The organism is Psychrobacter sp. 1U2 (genome assembly GCF_051847575.1).
The window spans coordinates 63,423-88,092 of sequence record NZ_JBPYDC010000006.1; the positions used below are offsets into that span (position 1 = coordinate 63,423).

The window sequence follows — 24,670 nt, forward strand, 5'->3', positions numbered from 1 at the left end:
TTTTCTATTTACTACTGTATGACTTATCAGCCTACAAAGGCTGGGCGGTCGCCTCAAATTTATAAGGTATATCTATGTCACTTGGCATTGTATTTTTGCTCGCTGCTATCGGGTTTTTAGGCCTGATAGTCGTTATAAAACATCAGTCAAACTCAAAAAGAGCAGAGCCGGATCCTGCGCCGGTGCGCGGTGATGATTTGGCGATTTGGCCTTTCACCACTATGCCTATCATGACCGATACCGAAGTCATCTTCTTTAATAAGCTCAAAAACGCCCTCCCTGAATATCATATCTTCGTCCAAGTCCAGCTGTCCCGTATTATCGAAGCTAATTCTGAAGAGGCGAGCGAGCGCAGCTTTTGGTTCAACCGTATCTGCCGTCAAAGTGTTGATTATGTGATTACCGATATCGACGCGCAAACTACTTTAGTCGCTATCGAACTGGATGACTGGACCCATAGCAGTAAATCGCGGCAAAAAGCCGATGATAAAAAAGACAAAGCGCTTGCCAGCGCAGGTATCGCTATCGTCCGCTTCCATGCTGAGCGTATGCCGAGCGCTGATATGCTTAGGTACGAAATCATGCAGGTCGTTGAGAACTACTGATTAGCACTCACCGAGTCTGAATCATTGAGTATCAGTACTGACTATCAGAGTGAAGTGGTGTAATTGCCATTGCAAAGAAAAATTACATATTCTCAAAAACTTGTAGACTAATATCACCGTTAGTTGTAATATCCTGTTAACTAAGAGTGAACTTTAGTTTCTTTATTCCGTTTCTATAAAAATTGTTAGTATTACTTGTAGTGCGGAATATAAAATAATCTGAAACAGAATAGTCTCTAATAAAGGCGTCTGACATAAAGGATGTTGCAATGAAATTTTTTAAACTTTCGGTACTAGCCTTAGCCACTACTCTAGCACTCAGCGCTTGCAGTGATGATAATGATAGCAACACATCTACTAATAACAGCTCAGGCACGCCCGGTATTCCAACTCAGCCCCCTGTCGATAATAGTCTATCTGATCTTGAGCAAGCCAAAGAGATGATACGTACTGCTAAACTGTTTGTTAGTGATAATCAAGCCGTCACTGAAGCTTATGAAGGTGCCAGTGCTATAATCACAGACCAACAAGACGATCGACTTGGCTATGCTTTAGAGGTGCCAAACGATCTTTTTTATTATATGCAAGAGAATAATCTCTCGAGATTAACGGCCGCAAACATCATAGCGCTAGCTAATGATGAAGAGTTCGAGGTGGCTTTAGGTAATATCTCTCTTGTACCAGCAGCAGGTTTCTTAGCGACTTTGAATAGCGATGGTCAGTTTGCTTTAACAGGAACCACTGAGGTAGAGATTGAGGATTATGAGTATGACTATAACTCGCAAACGGGTGAGTTTGAAAAAGTAGTTTCGGTTGAAGATACTTTTGACCTAAGTTTCGATGGTTATCAAAATGCCTTGAGCTCAAATACTAGCACTGATAATTTTAAGGGTAGTCTTGGTTTCGATAGTATCAAAATTGGTACTGGTACAGAAGCGGTACTATTGAGCTCAACGACCAAGGGCGCTACTGTCAATGGCCAGTTTAGCGAAAAAGTGACTTTCAATGATGAGTTTGATTTTGCTGAAGCCAATGCGGCGGGTGTCACTCTCGAAAAAGGCGTGATTACTTTAACTAAGCTGAAACTAGAAGCCAATGATAGCGTGATCGAAGCGAGAAACTTTGCCATTGAAGTCATGGACATTAGCAAAGAGCTTGCCGACGGTACCCTAGCAGTACGTACTATACCTTATAAGATTGATCTGACTGGTCAGATGATTAAGGAAAAACCGGCGACTAATGTCATACTTACCCTCAATGCTATTGCTAATGCCGATGATATCAAGAAGTTTATCGCTGTGGATAACACGGGTAATATTGTAGAGAGTGCTAGCAGTTTTGTAGGTATGAAAGTATTACTAGCTATCAAAGGCGATGTCGCAAAAAATGATCAGTTAACGATTCCACTTGACTTCCAAGCGCAGCTTGAACGTACAGCTCGCAATGCTGTTGAGCTTAAGGGCTTAACTGCCAGCGTGGATAGTAAGACTCTATTTGTTACTGGTAAGTCGACTTTGAATAACGATTATGACGTCGTCAGCACTCAGTTTATCGTTAAGCAAAATAATGCCTCTATCACCCTAAATGTCGATGAGGATAGCGATTTTATTACCGATGCTAACGGCAAGCTTGGTGATATCATCGTTGATGGTAAAGACTTTGGCGATCTGATGGATAATGACGGTAAAATCACGGCTAAGTTTACTGATAACAGTTTAATTGTTTTATAAGAGTATAGATTCGATATGATCCCTCAAGGGTTTTGAAATTTATGTAATGATTGAAGATATAAAAAGAGACGGTAAGGCCTGTCTCTTTTTTTTGCTCTCCAAATTCTATCGCTTGTCATCTATGGAACGTCCATGATCTCATCAAGATTACTTATAGCTTTACGTGCAACTTGGCCACCGTTAACTGGTTGTCGACCCGATAGTTCTATTACTTCTATTATATTGATATGTTTAGGGTCGAGCTTATCGTTTTCTGCTATCGCGCAAGAGTCTAGTTTGTCAGAGAGTAGAGCACCAACTTTTCTGCCTACTAATCTTTTTGCTAGCCAATTACCAACACAAAGGCCCAAAGTAGAGTTTGAGGTTATGGCGACAGCAGATAGCCCTGCTCAGCCAATTGCCGCTTTTATCGATGATTGGGATGCGCCTTTAGAGTCAGGCGAGCATGCCTATGCACAGGGCCGACTGGCGCTAGATATACAACCAGTAAATAGTGCGATCAGCTATGGACTAGCTTGGCGTTATGACTATCTAATGGAGTTTAGTGAAGAGACGGCAGAAGTCTACTGGCAGTACGAGAACAAGCAAAATCCAACCGCAAGTAAATCTTATCCGCTATTTTTGGAGGCTAAGCATAATGAAAGAGTAGGGGCCAACATTGGTTTTACCCAATCTATAGCTCCTGGTTGGCAGTTAACGACCCAAGCTAATATCTGGCAAGGGTTACATGCTTTAGACGGTAAGGTCATAGGGAATTTAAGCAATCGGGTTTTAGCAGATAGTGAGCTCAATAATATTCGAGATACTATTGATAAAGCAGATGCTTATCTTGATTACTACTACGACGAGCCAGCGCTAGGGGAGGAAAATCTAGGTTGGAACCCTGCCGAGCCGTCAGGTTACGGTTACTCAATTGATTTGAATCTAACCGGTAACCTCTCAGAAAAAACGCAGCTAAATATTCGTGGCTATGATGTTCTTGGGCGTATGCGCTGGAAGGAGATGCCGAGGACTCGCTATGCGCTTGATTATGATGTTAATGGTCGACCGCTATATAGTCTAGAAGGTCAGCTTGAGACGAAGGATGTCACGCAGACGCTACCATGGCGGGTTGAGGGTAGCCTTATGCATCAGTTAGATAATAATTGGCAGCTTGGCGCACATGGACAAGTCAATGAGGTGCAAGACTTGTATCAGCTATCTGCAGGTTATCTGCTCAATAATCATCGCTATCCCTTTATGCTTACTGCATTGGTTGAGCCGCAGACGCGGGCACTTGGATTGTCTTTAGATAGCCGCTATGGCGGTGTAAAAGTGCTCACTGATGACTTAGATTCCGAAAAAGCTAAGCGTAGTGAAATTAGCTTATATGGGCGTTATGCTTGGTAGAATAAACCAGCTTAGCTACTAGTGCTGACATAAGGATAAATCACTAACGGACGGTCTTCTATAAAATACAACCCTGCTTTAGGCGGCTGCTCTGCTGACCATAGTGGCATACTAGATAACGACTGGCGATCGTCATAAAAGCCGCGCTTAGTGAACCATTCTATATACTGCGCTTGCCGTAATGCGCTTTTATCTAGCTTAGAAAGATTAGTCTCATCGTTTATATCGCACCATTTATGCATAGGGAATGTCGGCTCTAACCAATCAGCATAAGTGAAATTAGTATAATTAATAGGCAAAAAGAAGCGTCCTTTAATCACCCCATAACGCTTATCAATTTTGACCCGTCCATGACTCTCAGTATCTACCCAAATGCTACGAAACTGCTTATTTTGCATATAAGTCATTTTACGCTCTAGATTATCGTTGGAGTTGATTCCCACCCAATTCTCGGGCGCGAACGGATATGAGCCCATAAAGAATTTAATCGCTAATTCCCAATGCTCAGTCTGCTGCTCGTAGTGGTTATAAAGAATCAAATCCAGCTCGCCTACGGTTTGCTTATCGTTGTATAGCTGAATATTACTTGCTAGCGTCTCATAAGGATGTAATCCACGCTTATAACCGTCCTCTAACCAAAACGATAGCAAGCCTTCAAAGTGAAAGCCTAAACGATTCGGACTAGGCCGCGATAATAGATAACGCGTTAGCTGTTGATAAGCGGTTGTGTTATCAAGCTCTTCTAAACGCTGCTGGTAAGCTCGATATTGCGCCAACCAAAACTCACTACTATGAACAGCGATTTGATGGGTAATTTGATCAGGCGAAAAATCAATCCAGTGTGTTAAGACGTTAGGGCAGGCGAGTACAAAAGCCAAATCCCTTACGTAAGGATGGCGGTAAGCTTCCCATGGAGTATTATCGCTATCGAGGGTAGCGTTTGATAAGAGTTGAGCGGTAGGCTCGAACATTGAAGAAGTCTAATTTATTAATTGAATAGTTAACCTAACCGCTCGTTAGCGAAAAGTCTATAGGAGTTACGCTGTAATTGGTTTTGTTGATACAAGGCGTACATTGCCTATAATTTAATGAATAGTATAATGTTAAAAAGTAACTAATAAACAATAGGAAAAAACTATGAAATACCTTTTACAGATGGACTTTCCATATACGGGCCCTTTCGGTGATGAGTTCTACAAGCAAATGAAAGAGCTTGCTGAAGACATCGCTACAGAGAAAGGCTTAGTCTATAAGCTATGGACAGAAAACGAAGACACGCAAGAAGCGGGCGGTATTTATGTGTTTGATAATTTAGAAGACGCTAATAGATACCTTGCTAAGCATACTGAGCGTTTAGAATCGTTTGGCTTTAGCGGTATCCGCGCGAAAACTTTTATTATTAATGAAGAGCTGAGTGCTATTACTAAGGCTTCTTTTTAATATCTTGCATAAAAAAAGCCAACCATTGAAAACAATGATTGGCTTTTCTGTCTAACTACTATGTTTGGTCGGAACGGCAGGAGGTAAACTATATCTTTAAAGCCTTTATATAAAAGGATTGAGTTTTTAAAAGGTAAAAATATACCGCAAAATATACCGCAATTTGCAAAAGTCACTTTGGGCTTAGCGGCCATTATTATATAAAAATAACAAGGATCGATTAGGCAGTATAGATAATCAAGATTGGGTTATTGTCACTTTTATTTACAATTTTTCTTATGTTTATAAGTTTTTTTGCTTTTAAATAAAGCTCTAAAAAAGGGATTTTTCCTCCTGACTTCTGGCTTCCAAAAAAATCATCTACTCTTAACAAGAATTCTTTAATTCAATATGACCCTGAATTCTGCTTTCATACTGGCCTTTATATACCCTACTATCATACAATGAATTTTATAAGCCGTCATAAGTCGATGTAATCCGTCGCAGTACGTGTTAGCCAATTTTTAAGCCTGTCATATAATCCCAAGCATTGATCCCTGCTCAACAACCAAAAACTTCTCTCAAACAGCGGCTTTCATCTGGTTTGTCGCTGATCTATTACGTGGTGACTTTAAGCAATCCCAATACGGCCGCATTATTTTGCCATTTACGCTACTTCGCCGCCTAGAGTGCGTATTAGAAGAGACCAAAGCCGAGGTACGAAGTCAAACCATTGTACTGATTGTATGGGCTGTTGATAAAAGAAATGATGACAAAGTGTATGATAGTGTTATTAGTAGGCTGCGAGAGATTTCTATAGAGGAGTGCACTGAAATTCCAGTACAGTAAGCTTCCAAACCCACCCCACGGTGGGTTTTTTATTGTATTAACTCAGCTAGAAATAAGTAATTTAATATTTGCTAAAACAGTTTTTTGTTGACTGCTATAATGATAGTTATCATTTCACCGCAGTTATAACTTGAGGCTTATTATGTCCGACTTAATACCCTATCAAATTTCTGAAGATGAGAGTGTAGACTTATCACTCATAGGCGATACTATTTGGATCACACAAAAAGGGATGGCAACGCTATTTGACTGCTCTACAGACAATATAGCTTTACATCTTAAGAATATATTTAAAGATGATGAGCTTGACCAAAAAGCAGCTATCGAGGAATACTCGGTAACTGCTTTAGATGGAAAAAACTATAACACTAAGCATTACAATCTTGATGCCATCATCGCTGTTGGCTACCGTGTCAACTCAAAAAAAGCAACACAGTTCCGCAAGTGGGCAACCCAAGTTCTACACACTTACATTCAAGATGGCTATGTCGTAAATGAAGCGCTATTGCGCGATGATCCAGCCAAGCTAAACCAGCTTGCTGCGAAAATTCGAGAGCTTCGCGCCGATGAAAAGAACGTCTTCGCTCAAGTTCGTGAGTGCTTCAAAATTTCAGCATCAGATTATGAGCCAAGCTCACAAGAAGTCCGTACCTTTTACGCCTTACTCCAAGACAAATTTCATCATGCTGTTACTAAGATGACATCATCTAAGCTGATCATGGATCGTGCTAACTATAAAGAAGACAACATGGGCTTGGTTAGTTTTAAGGATTTATGGCCAAGCAAACAAGAAGCGCAAACAGGCAAAAACTATCTAACGGAGAATGAGCTTTATCGCATGTATTTGCTCTCAGAGCAATTTTTGCTATTCGCTGAGTCATCGGCGCTCATGGGCAAGAATCTAACAATGAAAGACTTACATGAACAATTGGACAAGCTGTTAGATCTAAACGGCTACCCAGTATTCAATGGATATACAGATTATATTAAAGATCATGCTATGCGCCATGTTGAGACTGAATACAACAGATTTAGAGATATTAAGAAGTTGCAAATGCTAGGTGTTGATGTTGACTTAGTGGAATATGAATTAGGTGCTTATAAAAGCTACCAAGAAGAAATTGATGCTATTACCACGCAGCAACTGAATAAACACTACCGCAGATTAGCCGCCTCATAACAATCCTAAAGCGACCTAGAACCCAGCTTACTCGACCACCCAACCCGCCATTGAGCGGGTTTTTATTAGTGGGTTTTTATACCACTAAACCCATTTTTTTATCCCTATAGTGCATATTCAGACTTGCCGAGTAATGTCGAATACCCTTATGATGGTTGTATTTTGTCTAAGATGAGTATTGCCTCATCTCTGATAGACAATCTACAACTCATATCCTTGCCCAACAAACAATAAGACGAACTCATGACCAAAAACTTCTCTCAAACAGCGGCTTTCATCTGGTCTGTCGCTGATCTATTACGTGGTGACTTTAAGCAATCTCAATACGGCCGCATCATCTTGCCATTTACACTACTACGTCGCCTAGAGTGCGTATTAGAAGAGACTAAAGCTGCTGTGGTGGCTGAGAGTGAGCGTATCGCTGATATGGGTCTGCCAGAGGAAGCGCAAGAGAAGTTCATCATTCGTGCCAGCAAGCGACCGTTCTACAATACCTCGCCAATGGATCTGAGCAAGATGGGTCAAAGCGATATTAAGGATAACCTCAATACTTACGTGCAATCTTTCTCTAAAGACGCGCGTGAGATATTCGAGCATTTCAAATTTGAAGAGTTTGTCGGTCAATTGGCTGATGCCAACCTGTTATATAAAGTGGTGCGGATGTTCGCCACTACTGATCTTAGCCCTGAGAAGATATCTAACCATGAAATGGGCTTTGTGTTTGAAGAGTTAATCCGCCGCTTTGCTGAGAGTTCTAACGAGACTGCAGGGGAACACTTTACCCCGCGCGATATCGTCCGTCTAACTACCTCACTGGTGTTTATGGAAGATGATGACGCGCTGACCAAAGACGGCATTATTCGCACCATATATGACCCGACAGCGGGGACGGGCGGCTTCCTGTCATCAGGTATGGAATACGTGCTAGAGCTAAACCCTGACGCCGTGATGCGTACCTATGGGCAAGAGCTAAACCCTGAGTCTTATGCCATCTGTAAAGCCGATATGCTGATCAAAGGGCAAGAGGTGAATAATATTAAGCTGGGCAATACCTTATCCAGTGATCAGCTGGCAGGTGAGCAGTTTGATTATATGCTGTCGAATCCGCCGTTTGGGGTGGACTGGAAAAAGATATCAGGCGAGATTAAAGACGAGCACGAGCAAAAAGGCTTTGACGGTCGCTTTGGGGCGGGCTTGCCGCGGGTGTCTGATGGTTCGCTATTGTTCCTGATGCACTTATTAAGCAAGATGCGTCCGATCGTTAGTAACGAGCAGAGTGATGAGCAATCGACAGTCAATAGCAATCAGGGCAGCCGTATCGGTATCATCTTAAATGGCTCGCCATTGTTTACAGGAGGTGCAGGAAGCGGCGAGAGTGAGATCCGTCGTTATATCCTTGAGGCTGATCTACTAGAGGCTATCATCGCCCTGCCTACCGATATGTTCTATAACACGGGTATCGCGACCTATGTCTGGGTATTAAGCAATAAAAAAGCAGCCGCGCGCCGTGGCAAGGTGCAACTGATCGACGGCAGTAACCTATACAGCAAGATGCGTAAATCACTTGGCTCAAAGCGTAATGAGATGAGCGATGATGATATCAAAACCATTATCCGCAGCTTTGGTGACTTTGAGGTGGTTGATGCGCGTGTGCTCGATAAGCCTGAGGAGGTGAAGTCTAACCGTGGCCGTCAGTCTGCCAATCCTAAAGCCGAACCTGCCAAAACCTTTGCCAGTAAGATATTTGCCACTCATGAGTTTGGCTATCGTCGCATCACGATTGAGCGCCCGCTACGTCTGTCTGCTCAGTTATCTGATGATGCCATCGAAACCTTGCGTTATGCACCCAAACCGTTTGATATGGTCATGCCAGCGCTGTATGAGGCATTTGGTAGTGAGTGGACGACTGACAGATATGGCGACTTATCAGCGGTCACCTTAGAAGCGCGTGCCATGATTAAAGCCGACTTCTCTGAGCTAAAAGAAAAGCAAATTAAAGATGTGCTCGATGCCAAGCTTTGGCAAGATCAGCTTGAGATCATGAATAAAGCCAAAGCCTTGCAAGCGGTGATCGGTAGCAGTCAATTTGATGATTACAATGAGTTTGAAAAAGTAATTAAGCAAGCGTTAAAAGACGCTGATGTGAATTTGGACGCCAAAGAGAAAAAGCAGCTGATGGATGCCATCACTTGGAAAAATCCTGACGCCGAACCCGTCATCAAAAAAGCGGTCAAGGTTGCTAACCCGCTCTATGGTGCGTTTAGCTATAAACCAGCCAATTCAGACAAGCCAGCCAAAATTGTAGAGTTCCAAACTGACAGCGATTTACGCGATTATGAAAACGTACCGCTGAATCCTAACGTGACGACCACTGAACTGATTGAAAGCTACTTTGCCCGTGAAGTACAGCCACATGTGCCTGATGCGTGGATCAATAGTGACAAGACCGATGTGATTGATGAAGAGATTGGCATCGTGGGCTTTGAGATACCGTTTAACCGTCATTTCTATGTCTATGAGCCACCGCGTCCGCTTGCTGAGATTGATGCGGATTTGGATGCGGTCAGTCGTGAGATTATGCAGTTATTGGGTGAGGTGCATTCGTAATGGTACAAGATAAATATAGTGAGTACCTAGATTCTGAATTAATGTGGGTTAGAGAATATCCATCACACTGGAGTCTTACTAAAGTTAAGTATGAGGCTTATGTAAAAGCTAGAGTTGGTTGGCATGGCCTAAAAACAGATGACTTTACAGATGTAGGGCCTTATCTAGTAACTGGTAGTGATTTTAAAAGCTCTGTAATTTCTTGGAAGGATTGCTACCACTGTGATTTAGAGCGCTATGAGCAAGACCCATATATTCAACTGCAAAACGGTGACCTTCTTCTTACTAAAGATGGAACTATAGGTAAGATTGCATTAGTCCAAGGGCTTAGAGACGATGAAAAGGCTACTCTTAATAGTGGTGTTTTTGTAGTACGTCCTTTGCGAAATAGTTTTATTACAGAGTTTTATTTTTGGTTGTTAGAGTCGAGCGTATTTAAAAAGTTTGTTGATTATCATAAAACAGGAAGTACGATAGTTCATTTGTATCAGGGTACTTTCGTAGAATTCTCATATGCGTCACCTCCACTAGATGAACAAGTCAAAATCGCCAATTTCCTTGACCATGAAACTGCCAAAATCGATACCCTAATCGAAAAACAACAAACCCTTATCCAACTATTAAAAGAAAAGCGCCAAGCAGTGATTAGTCATGCGGTGACCAAAGGCTTAAACCCTGATGCACCGATGAAAGATTCAGGTGTTGAGTGGTTGGGGGAAGTGCCTGAGCATTGGAGAGTATGTAGTTTAAAGCATATAAAGGCAAAACAGTCTAATGCATTTGTCGATGGACCGTTTGGAAGTAATTTGAAGTCTATTCACTTTGTTGATGACGGAGATATTTTTGTCATAGAAAGTAATTTTGCTACAACAGGAATAATCGATGAAAGTAAATTAAAAAATATAACACTAAGTCATTTTAATACAATTTCAAGAAGTGAAGCTAAGGCTGGAGATATAATCATAGCTAAAATAGGAGCGCGTTTTGGTATGTCCTCAATTCTTCCTAAGCTTACAAAAAGAAGTGTTGTCTCAGGAAATTCATTAAAGCTGACTCTGGATAGTGATATTTGTAACACAGAATATATAAAATTTCTTCTTCAGCATCTAAAAAATGAAGGTGCTATGGATGATGGTGTTAACGTTACTGCGCAGCCAGCACTATCGCTAGGAGGACTAAATAACTTACCAGTTTTGTTACCTCCGTACTCTGAACAAAATGCTGTGATTGAAGAGCTACATAGATTGCTTTATAAGCTCTCTGATTTAACTAACCATGCCGAACAAGCCATTCAACTCATGCAAGAACGCCGCACCGCTTTAATATCTGCGGCTGTCACGGGTAAGATTGATGTGAGGGGTTGGCGGGCGTCTGAGTAGCTGTAAATAGAGATTAAGCGCATATTGCGTTTGATAAACAAGAAAATCAATAAAAGGAGTTATATGATGAAAGCAGTTACCGTAGCAGCTCTATTGGCATCAATGGCCGTGACCACCATCGCCCAAGCACAGACCTATAAATGGCAAGATGATTTTTGCAGTATGAAAGGTGACTTTGATAGTAAAAAATATACCGCTAAGCAAATCAAGAATTCACATTTAGTATTAGAAAGCTTAACCAAATCAAATCTAGAAAGCTTTTTTCCACCGATGGATATTGATGCACTAGACAAGTTATCGATGAAAGACTTAGACAAGCTTACTGAAGAATATATAAAAGTTAAGAATAATATTGAACGACTTGATGTGGTGCCTGACGCAAAAGGTTATAAGCAAGAGTTGGTCAAGTCTATTGACGGCGAATATAAACAAAATAAATTGACGATTTTGGGATATCTAAATCCCAGTGAGGCACTCAAGCAAAGCCCGCAAATGTGTAAAACTTATATTGAGCCGTTATTAGAGAATGAAACGGCTGTGCAAAATAGATGGAAGCAGTTTGTTGAAGAGCAAATTCAAGAGCAAGCAGATATCACAGACGATGGTGGCAATTATTACCGCAGTTTGGCTACCAAGCGCTATCAGGAAGAAAAAGCCAGCAACCCTACTAAGTACGCCAAGATAAACTTGGTTACTTTTGGCTTTGGTAATTGCGTCAATGAGCAGGTCTATCATGCTGACTCTGAAGTGGTATTTAAAAATCAGCAAAAACTGAATAAAGCGTTATTTGGTAAAAGCTTTAAGCAGATGTGCGATGAGCCGTAAAACTTGGATTACGTTTTTTAATGAAGCCGAATAAACCGCCCAACTCATGCAAGAACGCCGCACCGCTTTAATATCTGCTGCTGTTACGGGTAAGATTGATGCGAGGGGCTGGGTTGCGCCAGACGTTGATAACCTAAAATAAATTTAGTTTAGTTATGGGAATGTTATGACATTAGTAATAGCTGGATATAGTTACGGTGATTTTGAGCAGGAAAGTATTTATTTTGCTAGTGATAGCAACATAACTCAAAACAATGTCGTAATGGTCAACGGTTTCAAAAAAGTTATTGAAATACCTATTAAGATGCAAGATTTAAGCTTCAGTGGCGAATGGTTCAATGATTATTATCATAAATCTAAGAATGATGCTGTTTGTGCAATAGCATTTGCTGGAAGCACATTAGTGGCTCAACATATGATTAATTCTATAAAAAATCATTTGTCTGAATTATATCCATCCTATAGGAATGGTAAATACATTCTCGCAATGAGCTGTGAAGGAAGTAAGCAATTAAGAAATGGAGATTATGACGACAGCATGTTTTTGCCGAAACATTTGAACTCATTGATTAACGCTGACTATATTTCAGAAGTGGTAGAACACTCAATTAAGGCAGTTTTAGATAAGGCTAGAAAACATACCTCTATGGGAAGGTACTTTAGCGCTTATGAAGCTGAGTTCATCCTAGGAATCCAATGTCCACAAGATAGAAAGTATTATTTATACAAATATGAGATAGTTAAAGATCCTGTTCTAGGAGCAGTAGTCAAAAAGGCTATTATTAGAAGAAATACTATAGCAATGATTGGTAGTGGTAAGTTTAAGCAAGATTACTTTGAAAAAGAAGTTTTCAAAGCAGCTTTCGATGATCGTATCTTTACTAAAAATGCTCATCAGACACTCTCTTTAACACATGCATATAATAGTTTTTTTGGAACACATGGCTTTGTTTATTCTGGTAAAAGAATTTTTAAATTACTGAATGAAGCTATAGATTATGAAAACTCTACCGGAAGCAATATTATAGGTAAGCCTAGTGGGTTATTTGAATTACAAAATGGCATTCTTAAAAGAGTTGGTTTTGAACGATAAAATATTTACAGGGCAATGAGATTATTCAGAGCATTATAATAACTATAAACGGACTTAACATGACCGACACCACCTACGAATCTGTCTTCCAAGCCGATATCGTCACTCAAATGCAAGCGCAAGGCTGGCAGTTGGGCAACCCTAGCGGCTATCAGGCTGAGACTGCGCTATATGAGCAAGACGTGCTGGACTTTGTACAGACCACCCAGCCACAAGAGTGGAAGAAGTTCTGCCGCACCTTTCCTATCGACTCTGAGCGCCACTTTATCGCCGCCTTAGTTAAGCAGCTCAACAAGGCGGACGCGCAAGCCACCGATAGAGCGTCGCGTACCTATGGCACCTTAGGTGTATTGCGTCATGGTCTAAAGATTCGTAACGCGCGCTTCTCACTTTGTCAGTTTAAGCCTGAGCATAGCTTGAACCCTGAGACCATGGCACGCTATGAGGCCAATATCTGCCGCGTCGTACCTGAAGTAGTGTATAGCCCTTATACCAGTCTTAAAGACGGCGCTGACGCTAATGACAAAGTCGCTAAGCGTAACCGTATCGATATCGTGCTATTCGTCAATGGCTTGCCTGTCACTACAATGGAGCTAAAGTCGGAGTTTAAGCAAGCGGTACAAAATGCCATTACTCAGTATAAGAAGACCCGCCTGCCGAAAGACCCTGATACCAAAAAACCTGAGCCGCTGCTGACCTTTAAGCGTGGCGCACTGGTACATTTCGCTGTCAGTCAATATGAAGTCTATATGACCACGAAGCTGGCAGGTGATAGCACTTACTTCTTACCGTTCAATAAAGGCACCAGCGAGGGCGGTGCGGGTAATGACGTGCCAGCCGATAGCAGCCGTTATGCCACCGATTACCTATGGAATGAAGTGCTGACGCCTGATAACTTGCTGGCCATCCTCGGTCACTTTATGCACTTGCAGATCGAAGAGGAAGAGGACGCGATCGGGCGCAAGTCCAAACGCGAGACCATGATGTTCCCGCGCTATCATCAATGGGACGTGGTGACCAAGCTAGTCAATGCCGCCATTACTGAGGGCGCAGGTCAAAAGTATCTCATTCAGCACAGCGCAGGCTCAGGTAAGTCTAACTCTATCGCATGGACAGCGCATCTGCTCTCCACCTTATACAACAGCGACGGCGATAAGCAGTTTGACTCAGTTATCGTTATCACTGATCGCACCGTACTGGACGACCAACTACAAGATACTATCTATCAGTTTGAACATGCCGATGGCGTAGTCGGCAAAATAAACCGTAAAGAAGGTGACGGCTCAAAGTCTGAGCAGCTTGCCGAAGCATTGGTCAACTCCCAGCCGATTATTATCGTCACTATCCAAACCTTTCCGTTTGTGCTCAAAGCGATTGAAGATTCTAGCGTCTTAAAATCGCGCCGCTATGCCATCATTGCCGATGAAGCGCATTCCTCACAGACAGGCTCTACCGCACGCCAGCTCAAAGAAGTGCTGGTCTCAGGTGATATAGAGAGTAACGCGAATGATGATAAGCCGCTCTCTAGTGAAGATGTCATCAATCAGGCGATGGACGCCACATTAGCCGCACGCCGTAGCAGCCCGAATCTAAGCTACTATGCCTTTACCGCCACGCCGAAGCCGAAAACCATCGAGCTGTTTGGACGCTTGCCTAACCCTGACTTGCCAGCCTCTAGCGATAACCTACCAGCCGCTTATCATGTCTATTCTATGCGCCAAGCGATTGAAGAGGGTTTTATCTTAGATGTGCTAAAGAACTACACCAACTACAAAGTGATGTATCAGCTCACTCAAAAGCTGGCTAGCGATGACGATGAGGTCGATGCTCGCCGCGCTAAGATTAAGCTGAGTAGCTGGGTGCGCCTTCATGAGCACAATATCGCGCAGAAAGTGAAGATCATCATTGAGCACTTTAACGACAACATCAAAGGCTTACTCGGCGGCCAAGCCAAAGCCATGGTCGTGACAGGCTCACGTAAAGAAGCGGTACGTTACAAGCTGGCCTTTGATAACTATATTGCAGATAGTGGCTATCGCGGTATTAATGCTATGGTTGCCTTCTCAGGGGAAGTCACCTTTAACGATAATGACCCTGATAGTGGCGCACTACTTGGCGAGAAGTTCACCGAGCATAATATGAATATCGGTCTCAAAGGCCGTGATATGCGTAAAGCTTTTGATAGTGATGACTATCAAGTGATGCTGGTGGCCAATAAGTTCCAGACAGGCTTTGACCAGCCGAAACTATGCGCCATGTACGTCGATAAGAAGCTGACAGGCGTGGACTGCGTACAGACCCTCTCACGGCTGAACCGTACCTATAAGGGTAAAGCTGAGAGCGGTACCTTTGTGCTCGACTTCTTTAATGATCCCCAAGACATCCTTGATGCCTTCCAGCCATACTATGAGACCGCCACTTTAGTGGATGTGTCTGACCCCGATCAGGTGTATGACCTGTATGAGAAGCTACGCGCCAGCGGTATTTTCTTATGGCATGAGGTTGAGCAGTTTGTTGACGCTTTCTACAGCAAGAACAAGTCTAATGCCGCCATTAGCAATATCTGCAAGCCAGCGGTCGAACGTTGGCAGAAGCGCTACAGCCAAGCACGCGAGCAAGCCCAGCATGCCAAGGAAATGCTTGAGCGTACCAAAGCGACAGGTGATGTGGTGCTGATGACCAATGCCGAGAACGACTATAAAGGCTTTAAGGCTGATCAAGATGCACTAGAGATCTTTAAAAAGGACTTAGGTACATTCACCCGTCAGTATGAGTTTATGTCGCAAATCGTGGACTATGACTCTAAAGAGCTGGAAAAGCTGAGCTTATACGCCCGTAACCTGCGGCCATTATTACGCGAAAGTGTGAATAATGAGGATGATATTGATCTAACCAACATCGCTATGAGTCATTACCGCGTCTCAAAGCTGCACCAGCAGGATCTAAAGCTAAAGGAGGGTAGTGGTGAGTTAGAAGCTGGCGGCGGTGGCGGTACAGCAAAGCCAAAGGATCAGAAAGAAGAGCTGTTATCAAAGGTCATTAATCGATTAAATGAGGTGTTCGCTGGCGAGGACTTTACCGATAAGGACATGATCAACTTTCAAAACACGATTTGGGATAAAGTGACTGAAAATGAGATCGTGGTAAAGCAGTTTAGTAATAACAGTACCGATCAGATTATGCTCGGCGGTTATCCTGATGCGGCGATGGATGCATTATTTGAAAGCCAAGAAGCCTACGAAGGTATGACCATGCACTTACTATCTAACCCTGATCAGTTTAAGAAATTTATTCGTTTGATGCTTGATACGAAGTTGGGTGAGCATGCGTAGGTGAGGTTTTTTAGGGGAGAAAAGCGCGTCTTAGGGGTATTATTTATCTAGGTGAACAAGCTCCTTTTTTCTGCTTCCTTGTGTTTCCATTTCCCTTCCCTGATTCCGCTGTATCTGTTACGTGTCAGGCGATTGCGATGTTTCCAATATTTTGAAAAGGCGTTTTTTATTTCCAAATTCGCTTGTTTCCATCATTTTGCTTCCAAATATTTTGTGTTTAAGTTAGTAAGTAATGCCACTTAATAGGGGTAATCGAAATTTGGATTAGGGTTTAATTATCGATAAGTTTGTATGCTGATAGATATATTATTAGGCACAAAAAAAGGCATATGCTTAACATACACCTCTTTAATATTATTAGGGTTCGTTATGATAACAATACCTACTTGCCAGCTAAGAGTTGCTGCCAAACTCAGGGATTGCATCAAGATCGTTCATCATTGGCATATGGTTAGTAAAGCGTGAGTACCTACCCTCAAAACCTAATCGAACCGTTCCAACTTGGCCTTGTCGGTTCTTGGCAATAATCACCTCCGCTATGCCCCTATCTTTTGATTTTTCGTTATAAACCTCATCACGATATAAAAACATAATCACATCGGCTTCTTGCTCGATTGCGCCTGACTCCCTCAAGTCGCTCATAATAGGCCGCTTGTTAGGCCTACTCTCTAAGCTGCGGTTTAACTGTGACAAAAGTATGACGGGGCAATTAAAATCTTTACCGAACGCTTTCAAGTGTCTTGTGACTTCACCAAGTGCATTCACCCGATCTTTGCCATCAACCCCTCCCATAATCTGTAGATAATCAATCATAATCACGCCTATTTCACCATAAGAGTTGCGAATCTTATTCAGTGTAGTTCGCATTTGCTGGTAAGTCATTAGAGACTCAGATTCAATGAACAAGGGGTAATCTTTGCTGTAATCCCTAACTGTGTTGTTTAATTTCGCCCAGTCATCGACATCCATACCCATTCCGCTTCTAACTTTTGATAGCTCAACGTTAGACATTGAAGACATAAACCTTTGCATAACAGATTCGTCTGTCATTTCCACGCTGAAGAATACGCCAGCCTTACGTTTATGGTTTCCTTGACTGTCTTTATAGAACCCGTTCTGAACCATGCTTTGCAATATGGTTTGCGCAAACGTAGTCTTACCCATCGAGGGACGTGCTCCCACGACGACAAGGTCGCCATTTTGTATTGGTGATCGTTCATCTAGTGCATTGAAGCCAGTGGGTGAGAATGGTACAACTTCACCCTTGCTTACCGCTTGTAGATTAATAAAAAAGTCGTCCATCAATGAGCCAACAGATCGCGCACCGCTACCACTTTTATTTGTATCGATAATAGCTGTTAACTGCTCAACAATAGCGTTCACCTTGTCATCAAGGCGCGTATCAGCTTGCTTCAATTCATCCTGCGCTTGTAGGAGAACCCGATTAACAGCTCGATACTTTGACAGTTCAAGTATGCGATCAGCGTAGGCCACAAGGTTAAATAATGTAGCTGGGCTTGTGCTCAATATCTCGGCAAGATAACCATCAGAAACGTTATCACCGTACCCATTATTCACTAACCAATCGTGAACCATAACCGTATCGTATGGCAGACCCTCTTTATCTAATGCGTTGATCGCTATAAATATTATCTCGTGCTTGCTTGCTGCAAAGTCGTTAGCATCAATCTTGCTGACAACATGCTCTAAAGATTTCTCTATGCTCATGAGCGAAGCTAATAGCGCCTTTTCTATATCCATGTTATAAAAGCTCATACATTCAACCCCGCTTTTTCCATGCTCGCTTTGTTTGCTGCTATCTGCTCCTCACGGCTTAAGCTCTTGGCCTGTGGCTGTGAGTCGAACGAGTCACTACGGTTACTGTGAGGACGAGCACTACTGGTTTGCTCTGCATCAGTGTTGTGAGACTCTGTGATCTCATCAAGCCAGCCCTCATTATTTAAGTAAGTCATAGGGTGCTTACGATAGCTCTTGATAGGTGTTGACTTAACATAGCTGGGAATATGAGCCATGATTAACTTTTGTGTCTCAATACTAAGCGATAGCCACTTAGCCTTTGGTTTTGCTAAACCGCCTTTCTTATAATCGTAAGCATTCCAAAAATCATCAAACGGTAAGCTGGTTAATGGTTCTTGGTTAGTAGTTGATGGTTTATGGTTAGCATTGCCTTCGCTATGCATTCGCATTGCGTTCGAATCACTATCGCTTGAAGCCTTGCCATTACTAGCCGTAACGCCTTTACTTCTCCATCTAACGTTAGCAGATTTACGCGCTTTATCTGATTTTGTCTGATATTTAGCGATCTCTTTCTCAGCTCTGTCATTCACATAACCGTCATCAGCCAGCTCAAAGAAATAACGCAATACAGTCGCAATGCTTTCGCTATGCGTTCGCATATTAATAAGCATTGCTATCTCGTCAATATCTTTAGGCAGTGGACACTCATTTAGGTATTGATAGTCCAACATTCTGCGATAAGCCAAGTCCTCCATAGGTTCAAGGAAGTTGGTTTTACTCATATAGTCTTTTGGGTGAAATGTGTAATAGTGCATCACTCCCTCCCTATAACAACGCTGGCGCGTAATATGTTATTATTAAGACTGACTAACTTGGTTAGTTGAATAGTACCTGTCAGAAAATAGTCAATTAAGGTATTAGATGAGCCCGCCCTGATCCGGCGGGCTTTTTCACGAATGCCTACCTGTCTTAGCTTGCTTCTCATATTACTTCCTCTTGCCGTTCTAAAATATTAGAATGGTTGGCCAAACTGCTATCAAGCCTCTCAGTTTTTAGTTGCCGTGGTGGTTGCTGACAGTTTGGAATAATCAAAACAATAAAAATACTTGCTAAGGATATGGGTAATGCTGACAATAACTTAAAACTAATCCTATGCGCCTTCAAACAATTTATAAGTTCATTATATAAGTTCATTTTTTCACCTCATTATTTGTCGGCCTATCAGATTCAGCAATCCAGTACCTTTTAAAGCACCTTCCGTTACGGCTAATGAATTCATCTTGAATAGGTACCCCTGAAGCACGCAAGTCACTTACACGTTGAAGAAAGCAGGTCATACCATATTGAGCGAAAGCCTCCATGTTTGAGATAGATTGACCTGCCTGCATATGGTCAAGTATTAACTGTCTGTAAGTCCTTTTTTTTAGTTTTGGTGTTTTCATGGCTCAAACCTCGCTATCAGTAGAGGTGGTTTGATTATTTAACCAGTGGATGACATCAGCATTGCGCCATGCCGTCATGGTAGGGGATAGTTTGACTGGTGCTGGGAAGCGTCCATCACGTGACCATGCCCATAAGGTACTACTACCAAATGGCAAGAATGGTATAAGTTGGTTGGCACGGCTCATGCCTTGCGGTGGCAAGTGCTTAATAGAAGTAGTCTGCTTTGTGGCTTCGGTGCTGCTAGGAGTGTTATCAGCGATAGTGATAATGGAAGTGTCTATATCTGTATGTTGCTTCATATCAATAACCTTATGTAGTTTATTGAGCCGTAACAGTATGCTACGGCTTACATAGGTCATCTTATTAGGTAGGCTGGAATTGCTGAATACTCATGCATGCATAGAGTGTTTGATGCATGCATAGAGTGTTTGATGCATGCATACGACAATATATTAAGAAAAATCCCCTTTATCAGCTTCACTCAACAAACGACATACAGTAGGGAACGAAGGCTTTTTGCCCGTCTCAATATTTTGCTTTATATACGTAGCTGCATCAGTATAGGTACTGAAGCCTTTCTCTTTCATTATCTGAAGATATTGTTCTTTACGCTTCTTTTTTTCTTCTCTACGTGGCTGCCATCTTTTATTAGCTGCTTTTCTATTGCTATCAGATAGTTTTTTCTTATGTTCATCAATAAATTTAATATTTTTAAACATGATTTGTGATTGACAATCTTTACAAAACTCATTCAATTGCATCGCCACGTAATAGCTACCATTCTTGAACGCGAATATTGCCATTTCTCTGTACGCTATTATTAGAACTGCCCAACGAATAGAGGAGTCTTTGAAAGCACTATTTTTCTGATGAATTAATGAATCAAGTTCTTGATATTTAGCTGATAAAAACCTATCTAAGATACTGTTTATGCCTTCGTAAGAACTATCTATTGTCGAAAAATTAACACTATCTTTATTCTGGTCTATACATTTTATTACGCTTTCCTCAATAGAGCTCATTAGCTCTAAATGCTCTGGATTAATTTTGGTGCTGTCTATGTGTAGATCAGCGTAGTTCGAATAGATCAATGAATTTTCAGGCAGAGAAAAATTGCTATCACCAAATATAGCCCATGCCACTATTTCATTTAGTGGAAAACGCAAGCTGTTTGCCATAGTCATACATATATCTTTATTTAAATCTTCCATGGTAATACTTTTAGCTTGGTCACTCACATTTACACCCTCACACCCTTAAATTAAAATGGATGCAAGGCAGTGACAGTATAAGGGTGTGGTTACTGTAGGTCGGATAAATTACTCCTAGCTTTACATAGTCGTTTTTAAAATACTATAAAAAATCTTCTTGTTTTAATTTTGGTGTGAAGTTGGTATAAACGGTTTTAGCATCTTTTCCTTCATAGATGTCATTAATAAAGTTTGCCCATTTCTTCATCATGTCTACTCTATAAGGTAGGTGCTGCGCTCCGTTATAAGCTTTGCTGATCTTATTTTCCTTCTCATGTGCCAGCTGTAGCTCTATTGCCTCGTGCATGAAGTTTCGTTCATGTAATGTAGTGCTGGCCAGCCCACGGAAGCCGTGCCCTGTCATTATTCCTTTATAACCCATACGCTTCAACGCATTGCTAAAAGCATTTTCACTATAAGGTTGGTGCCTCTCGATATTGAAAAAAACGTACTGGTTCGAAATGCCTAGTTGTTTAATCTGTTCTAAGATAGCCATTACTTGAGGTGCAAGCGGTACTAGATGTGGTCTATCCATTTTCATCTTGTCGGCTGGTATGCGCCATACTTTGGCTTTGTAGTCTATCTCTGCCCACTCCATCATTCGTAGCTCTTGTGTCCGCACAAACGTATAACACATTACCCAAAAGCCTAGTTTTACTAATAAATGACCGCCGTACGCATCAATATCTTTTAATAGCTTAGGTAGTTGTTGACTGGTTATGCGTGGGTGATTTTTCACCTTATGCGGTTTTAAGGCTTCGGTTAAGTCATTAGCTGGGTTGTGAGTTATCAGACCCTCACGTCTGGCTTGTTTGAATATCTGCCCTGCTTGGCGTATTGCTCTACGTGCCATATCAGTAGCGCCTCGTGCTTCTACTGCTTTACCAATGGCCAGAATATCAGGAGAGGTTATGTCATCTATGTTCATGTGACCAATAATGGGTTTAATATCGCGCTGGTACTGTGAGTAATCACGGCTATAGGTCTTAAGAGCAATGTGAGATTTGCGATCGTTATGCCAGCGTTGTGCTATAGCGTCAAATGTTTTGGTACCGTCAGTATCGGCTTGTAAGCGTTTCTTATCGTGTTTAGGGTTGATACCTTGCGCGATTAACTCTTTTATCTGTTGGTTACGCTGGCGAGCTTCAGCAAGGCTCATTATTGGATATTTACCAATGGTAAGGCTTTGGCGTTTATCAGCGTATTTATAGTCACTTACCCATACCTTACTACCAGTGCTACGAACCCATAGGCGTAAGTTATTACCGTCACTATATTTGTCAGGTCGGCTAGGGGTGCAAGCATCGGAAGGCTTAAGGCGTTTGATTTGACTATCGGTTAAAGGCATGACGGTATATTTCCATAACGGTATAATTTATACCGCAAAATATACCGCATTTTTACATGGATTGCCATGCACTAAGATGGACTGTCATGTATGTGTTATTGCTTGAAATTGCCCAAAATAAAGGGCTGACGGTCAATGACGGTCAGCCCTAATATTGTGTTTGGTCGGAACGGCAGGATTTGAACCTGCGACCACTACACCCCCAGTGTAGTGCGCTACCAGACTGCGCTACGCCCCGAATGACTGCTATTCTACCCAAATTTCTTTAGATTGCAAGAGCTAATTGTTACGGCTCATGATTACCCTCTAATTGCGCTTATAACAGTCATTATGCTCTGATAAAGCCTAACCCAACAGCTCTTTTAAGATCTGATTCACTTGCTGCGGATTAGCGCTACCACGGCTGGCTTTCATGACTTGTCCAACTAGGCCGTTAAAGGCTTTTTCTTTACCGCCTTTGTATTCATCGACCATTGCTTGATTATTAGCGATGACTTCTTCAACTATGGCTTTAATTGCGCCGGTATCGGTTTCTTGCTTGAGACCTTTGTCTTTAATGATAATATCCGCCGCGTCGTCGCCAGCGCCACCTTCACGTGCGTACAAGGCACTAAAGACCTTTTTAGCGAGTTTACCCGACAAGGTATCATCGAACAGTCTGGCAAGCAGTCCTGCTAGCTGCTTAGCGCTGATAGGGGAGTCAGTAATATCCGTATCATCTTTATTGAGTGCGCCGAGCAAATCGCCCATGACCCAGTTCGCCGCAGTCTTGGCATTGTCTTGACCGACCTCAGCGACGACGGCTTCAAAGTAATCAGCAATCTGACGGCTACCGGTCAAGATACGCGCATCGTATTCAGACAGCTCAAGCTCGTTCTCAAACCGCGCACGACGCGCGACAGGTAGCTCAGGCATTGCCGCTTTTATCGCATCGACAGTGGCTTGTTCGATACGCACAGGCAGCAAGTCAGGATCGGGGAAGTAGCGATAGTCGTTGGCATCTTCTTTGGTACGCATGACGCGGGTTTCATCTTTTTCAAGATCATAGAGCATGGTGGCTTGCACGACTTTACCGCCGTCCTCGACAATATCGATTTGACGCTCGATTTCGCGAGTGATAGCGCGCTCGATAGAGCGAAACGAGTTTAGGTTCTTTAGCTCAGTACGAGTGCCAAGCTCACCGCCTGGCTGACGCACCGACACGTTACAATCGCAGCGGAACGAGCCTTCTGCCATGATGGCGTCTGAGATACCAAGCCAAGTCACTAGCTGATGGATGGCTTTGATATAAGCCAAAGCTTCGGCCGCTGAGCGCATATCCGGCTCAGACACAATCTCAATGAGCGGTGTGCCAGCGCGGTTAAGATCGACACCCGTCATACCATCGACCGCATCATGGACAGATTTGCCGGCATCTTCTTCCAAATGCGCGCGAGTGATACCCATACGCTTGGGATACTCACCCTTTTCACCTTCATTGACTACCACATCGATATAGCCTTTGCCGACGATAGGGTTTGCCATTTGCGTGATTTGATACCCTTTAGGTAAATCGGGGTAAAAGTAGTTCTTACGATCAAAGGTGTTAAATAGTCCTAATTCTGCATCGACGCCGATACCGAACTTCAAGGCGCGGTCGACGACACCAGTATTCAGTACAGGCAATACGCCAGGTAGGCCTAAATCAACGATACTGGCTTGGGTGTTTGGTTCATTACCAAAGTCAGTGGGGGCGCTGGAGAATATTTTACTATCGGTATTGAGCTGACAGTGAATCTCAATACCAATGACGACTTCATAGCCGTCGACAAGCAGCTCTTTACGAGTTGCAAACTCTGTCATTTCCATCATAAAATCCTATCAAAAATTTAAAATAAAACAGCGGTATGCTAAAAAAGTAATCCATGTTTACGAAAGCTAGCGACAATAGCAGTATTGATAATCGCTTAATCTTGCTTATCCTAATCAAGCTAGCGCCAAGTATATTTTAGGCACTATAAAAGTGCTGCTTGGACAATTAGCATAGTTACGCTAGCTCTGTTTGATCAATGCACTTTAATAACTATTCATCAGTTGGGTATAAGTGTCTGAGAAAGTCTCACTATCTCCGCCGCTTTGATAATAGGCGGGGATAATATAGCTTACCAAGATCTTAAAATCGCCTTGAAGATACAGATGACTTACCAAAGGCTCAGCTTGCTTTGCATCGCCTTCTTCAAAACCATAAGGGGCAATCGTCTTTTCAAACTTACTATAAAAAGCTTGAAAAAATTTTGGACTGTCTTCAAAGTTTTTATCAAAGAATGCCTCTAACTCTTTCAGCTTAGCTTGCAAGCTCGTTGCTTGCTCATTATCTAAGCTGTGGTCTTGTTGCAACATATCGATAACAGTCATCTTATATCCTTATTAGAGTCCAGTTGTTACTCGTGCGAGATCAAGTAGTCTTATACAGTAAGTGCTTCA

20 protein-coding genes and 1 tRNA gene are annotated in these 24,670 nt (G+C 42.3%); 11 read left to right on the forward strand and 10 right to left on the reverse strand.

The genetic code is table 11. The annotated features are described in order from the left end of the window. Window positions 1-74 precede the first annotated feature (74 nt). The 3 genes from ACS8FD_RS04590 to ACS8FD_RS04600 all read left to right on the forward strand — a co-directional run bounded on the left by ACS8FD_RS04590 (window position 75) and on the right by ACS8FD_RS04600 (window position 3,724). Window positions 75-605 carry a DUF2726 domain-containing protein gene (locus ACS8FD_RS04590; protein WP_439274678.1) on the forward strand — a complete coding sequence of 177 codons (531 nt, stop codon included), beginning with the start codon at window positions 75-77 and terminating at the stop codon, window positions 603-605. 269 nt (window positions 606-874) lie between these two features. Beyond that, window positions 875-2,335: a hypothetical protein gene (locus ACS8FD_RS04595; RefSeq protein ID WP_439274679.1), complete on the forward strand. Its 1,461-nt coding sequence runs from the start codon at window positions 875-877 to the stop codon at window positions 2,333-2,335. 276 nt (window positions 2,336-2,611) lie between these two features. Beyond that, window positions 2,612-3,724 carry a hypothetical protein gene (locus tag ACS8FD_RS04600; RefSeq protein WP_439274680.1) on the forward strand — a complete coding sequence of 371 codons (1,113 nt, stop codon included), beginning with the start codon at window positions 2,612-2,614 and terminating at the stop codon, window positions 3,722-3,724. Window positions 3,725-3,735: 11 nt separating this feature from the next. On the opposite strand, the gene ACS8FD_RS04605 is transcribed toward ACS8FD_RS04600, so the two are convergent. Beyond that, window positions 3,736-4,695, reverse strand: coding sequence for a DUF1853 family protein (locus ACS8FD_RS04605; protein ID WP_439274681.1), 960 nt, complete (start codon window positions 4,693-4,695; stop codon window positions 3,736-3,738). 166 nt (window positions 4,696-4,861) lie between these two features. Here ACS8FD_RS04605 and ACS8FD_RS04610 point away from each other — a divergent pair, with 166 nt between their 5' ends. The 8 genes from ACS8FD_RS04610 to ACS8FD_RS04645 all read left to right on the forward strand — a co-directional run bounded on the left by ACS8FD_RS04610 (window position 4,862) and on the right by ACS8FD_RS04645 (window position 16,408). Further along, window positions 4,862-5,164 carry a monooxygenase gene (locus tag ACS8FD_RS04610; RefSeq protein WP_439274682.1) on the forward strand — a complete coding sequence of 101 codons (303 nt, stop codon included), beginning with the start codon at window positions 4,862-4,864 and terminating at the stop codon, window positions 5,162-5,164. A gap of 528 nt (window positions 5,165-5,692) precedes the next feature. Then, complete coding sequence (locus ACS8FD_RS04615; RefSeq protein WP_439274737.1) at window positions 5,693-5,992, forward strand: type I restriction-modification system subunit M N-terminal domain-containing protein; 300 nt, start codon at window positions 5,693-5,695, stop codon at window positions 5,990-5,992. A gap of 142 nt (window positions 5,993-6,134) precedes the next feature. Further along, window positions 6,135-7,172 (forward strand): RhuM family protein, encoded by a 1,038-nt coding sequence (gene rhuM, locus ACS8FD_RS04620; RefSeq protein WP_439274683.1) that lies wholly within the window; start codon window positions 6,135-6,137, stop codon window positions 7,170-7,172. Window positions 7,173-7,415: 243 nt separating this feature from the next. Further along, window positions 7,416-9,779 (forward strand): type I restriction-modification system subunit M, encoded by a 2,364-nt coding sequence (locus ACS8FD_RS04625; RefSeq protein WP_439274684.1) that lies wholly within the window; start codon window positions 7,416-7,418, stop codon window positions 9,777-9,779. Then, window positions 9,779-11,158, forward strand: coding sequence for a restriction endonuclease subunit S (locus ACS8FD_RS04630; protein WP_439274685.1), 1,380 nt, complete (start codon window positions 9,779-9,781; stop codon window positions 11,156-11,158). The genes ACS8FD_RS04625 and ACS8FD_RS04630 overlap by 1 nt, the downstream gene beginning before the upstream one ends. 63 nt (window positions 11,159-11,221) lie before the next feature. After that, on the forward strand, window positions 11,222-11,983 hold the full coding sequence (locus ACS8FD_RS04635) for a hypothetical protein (RefSeq protein WP_439274686.1): 762 nt from the start codon (window positions 11,222-11,224) through the stop codon (window positions 11,981-11,983). Window positions 11,984-12,149: 166 nt separating this feature from the next. Beyond that, window positions 12,150-13,076, forward strand: a complete 927-nt coding sequence (locus ACS8FD_RS04640; RefSeq protein ID WP_439274687.1) for a hypothetical protein — start codon at window positions 12,150-12,152, stop codon at window positions 13,074-13,076. 59 nt (window positions 13,077-13,135) lie between these two features. Then, a complete protein-coding gene (locus tag ACS8FD_RS04645; protein WP_439274688.1) occupies window positions 13,136-16,408 on the forward strand; it encodes a type I restriction endonuclease subunit R in 3,273 nt (1,090 codons plus the stop codon). Window positions 16,409-16,801: 393 nt separating this feature from the next. Here the strand turns inward: ACS8FD_RS04645 and ACS8FD_RS04650 are convergent, their stop codons facing one another. The 9 genes from ACS8FD_RS04650 to ACS8FD_RS04690 form a co-directional block, all read right to left on the reverse strand. Further along, a complete protein-coding gene (locus ACS8FD_RS04650) occupies window positions 16,802-18,184 on the reverse strand; it encodes a replicative DNA helicase (protein WP_439274689.1) in 1,383 nt (460 codons plus the stop codon). Further along, on the reverse strand, window positions 18,181-18,981 hold the full coding sequence (locus ACS8FD_RS04655) for a YdaU family protein (protein WP_439274690.1): 801 nt from the start codon (window positions 18,979-18,981) through the stop codon (window positions 18,181-18,183). Before ACS8FD_RS04655 ends, ACS8FD_RS04650 begins: the two co-directional genes overlap by 4 nt. A gap of 375 nt (window positions 18,982-19,356) precedes the next feature. Next, complete coding sequence (locus ACS8FD_RS04660; RefSeq protein WP_439274691.1) at window positions 19,357-19,608, reverse strand: helix-turn-helix domain-containing protein; 252 nt, start codon at window positions 19,606-19,608, stop codon at window positions 19,357-19,359. 3 nt (window positions 19,609-19,611) lie between these two features. Further along, the gene (locus ACS8FD_RS04665) at window positions 19,612-19,908 is read right to left on the reverse strand and encodes a helix-turn-helix transcriptional regulator (RefSeq protein WP_439274692.1); all 297 of its coding nucleotides are present in this window, start codon (window positions 19,906-19,908) and stop codon (window positions 19,612-19,614) included. 153 nt (window positions 19,909-20,061) lie between these two features. Beyond that, window positions 20,062-20,847, reverse strand: coding sequence for a hypothetical protein (locus tag ACS8FD_RS04670; protein ID WP_439274693.1), 786 nt, complete (start codon window positions 20,845-20,847; stop codon window positions 20,062-20,064). A 115-nt stretch (window positions 20,848-20,962) separates the two neighbouring features. Then, window positions 20,963-22,207: a tyrosine-type recombinase/integrase gene (locus ACS8FD_RS04675; protein WP_439274694.1), complete on the reverse strand. Its 1,245-nt coding sequence runs from the start codon at window positions 22,205-22,207 to the stop codon at window positions 20,963-20,965. Window positions 22,208-22,368: 161 nt separating this feature from the next. Further along, a tRNA-Pro gene (locus ACS8FD_RS04680) sits at window positions 22,369-22,445 on the reverse strand. Window positions 22,446-22,552: 107 nt separating this feature from the next. Beyond that, a complete protein-coding gene (gene gatB / locus ACS8FD_RS04685; protein WP_439274695.1) occupies window positions 22,553-24,058 on the reverse strand; it encodes an Asp-tRNA(Asn)/Glu-tRNA(Gln) amidotransferase subunit GatB in 1,506 nt (501 codons plus the stop codon). A 204-nt stretch (window positions 24,059-24,262) separates the two neighbouring features. After that, window positions 24,263-24,601 carry a hypothetical protein gene (locus ACS8FD_RS04690; RefSeq protein WP_439274696.1) on the reverse strand — a complete coding sequence of 113 codons (339 nt, stop codon included), beginning with the start codon at window positions 24,599-24,601 and terminating at the stop codon, window positions 24,263-24,265. Between the last annotated feature and the right edge of the window lie 69 nt (window positions 24,602-24,670).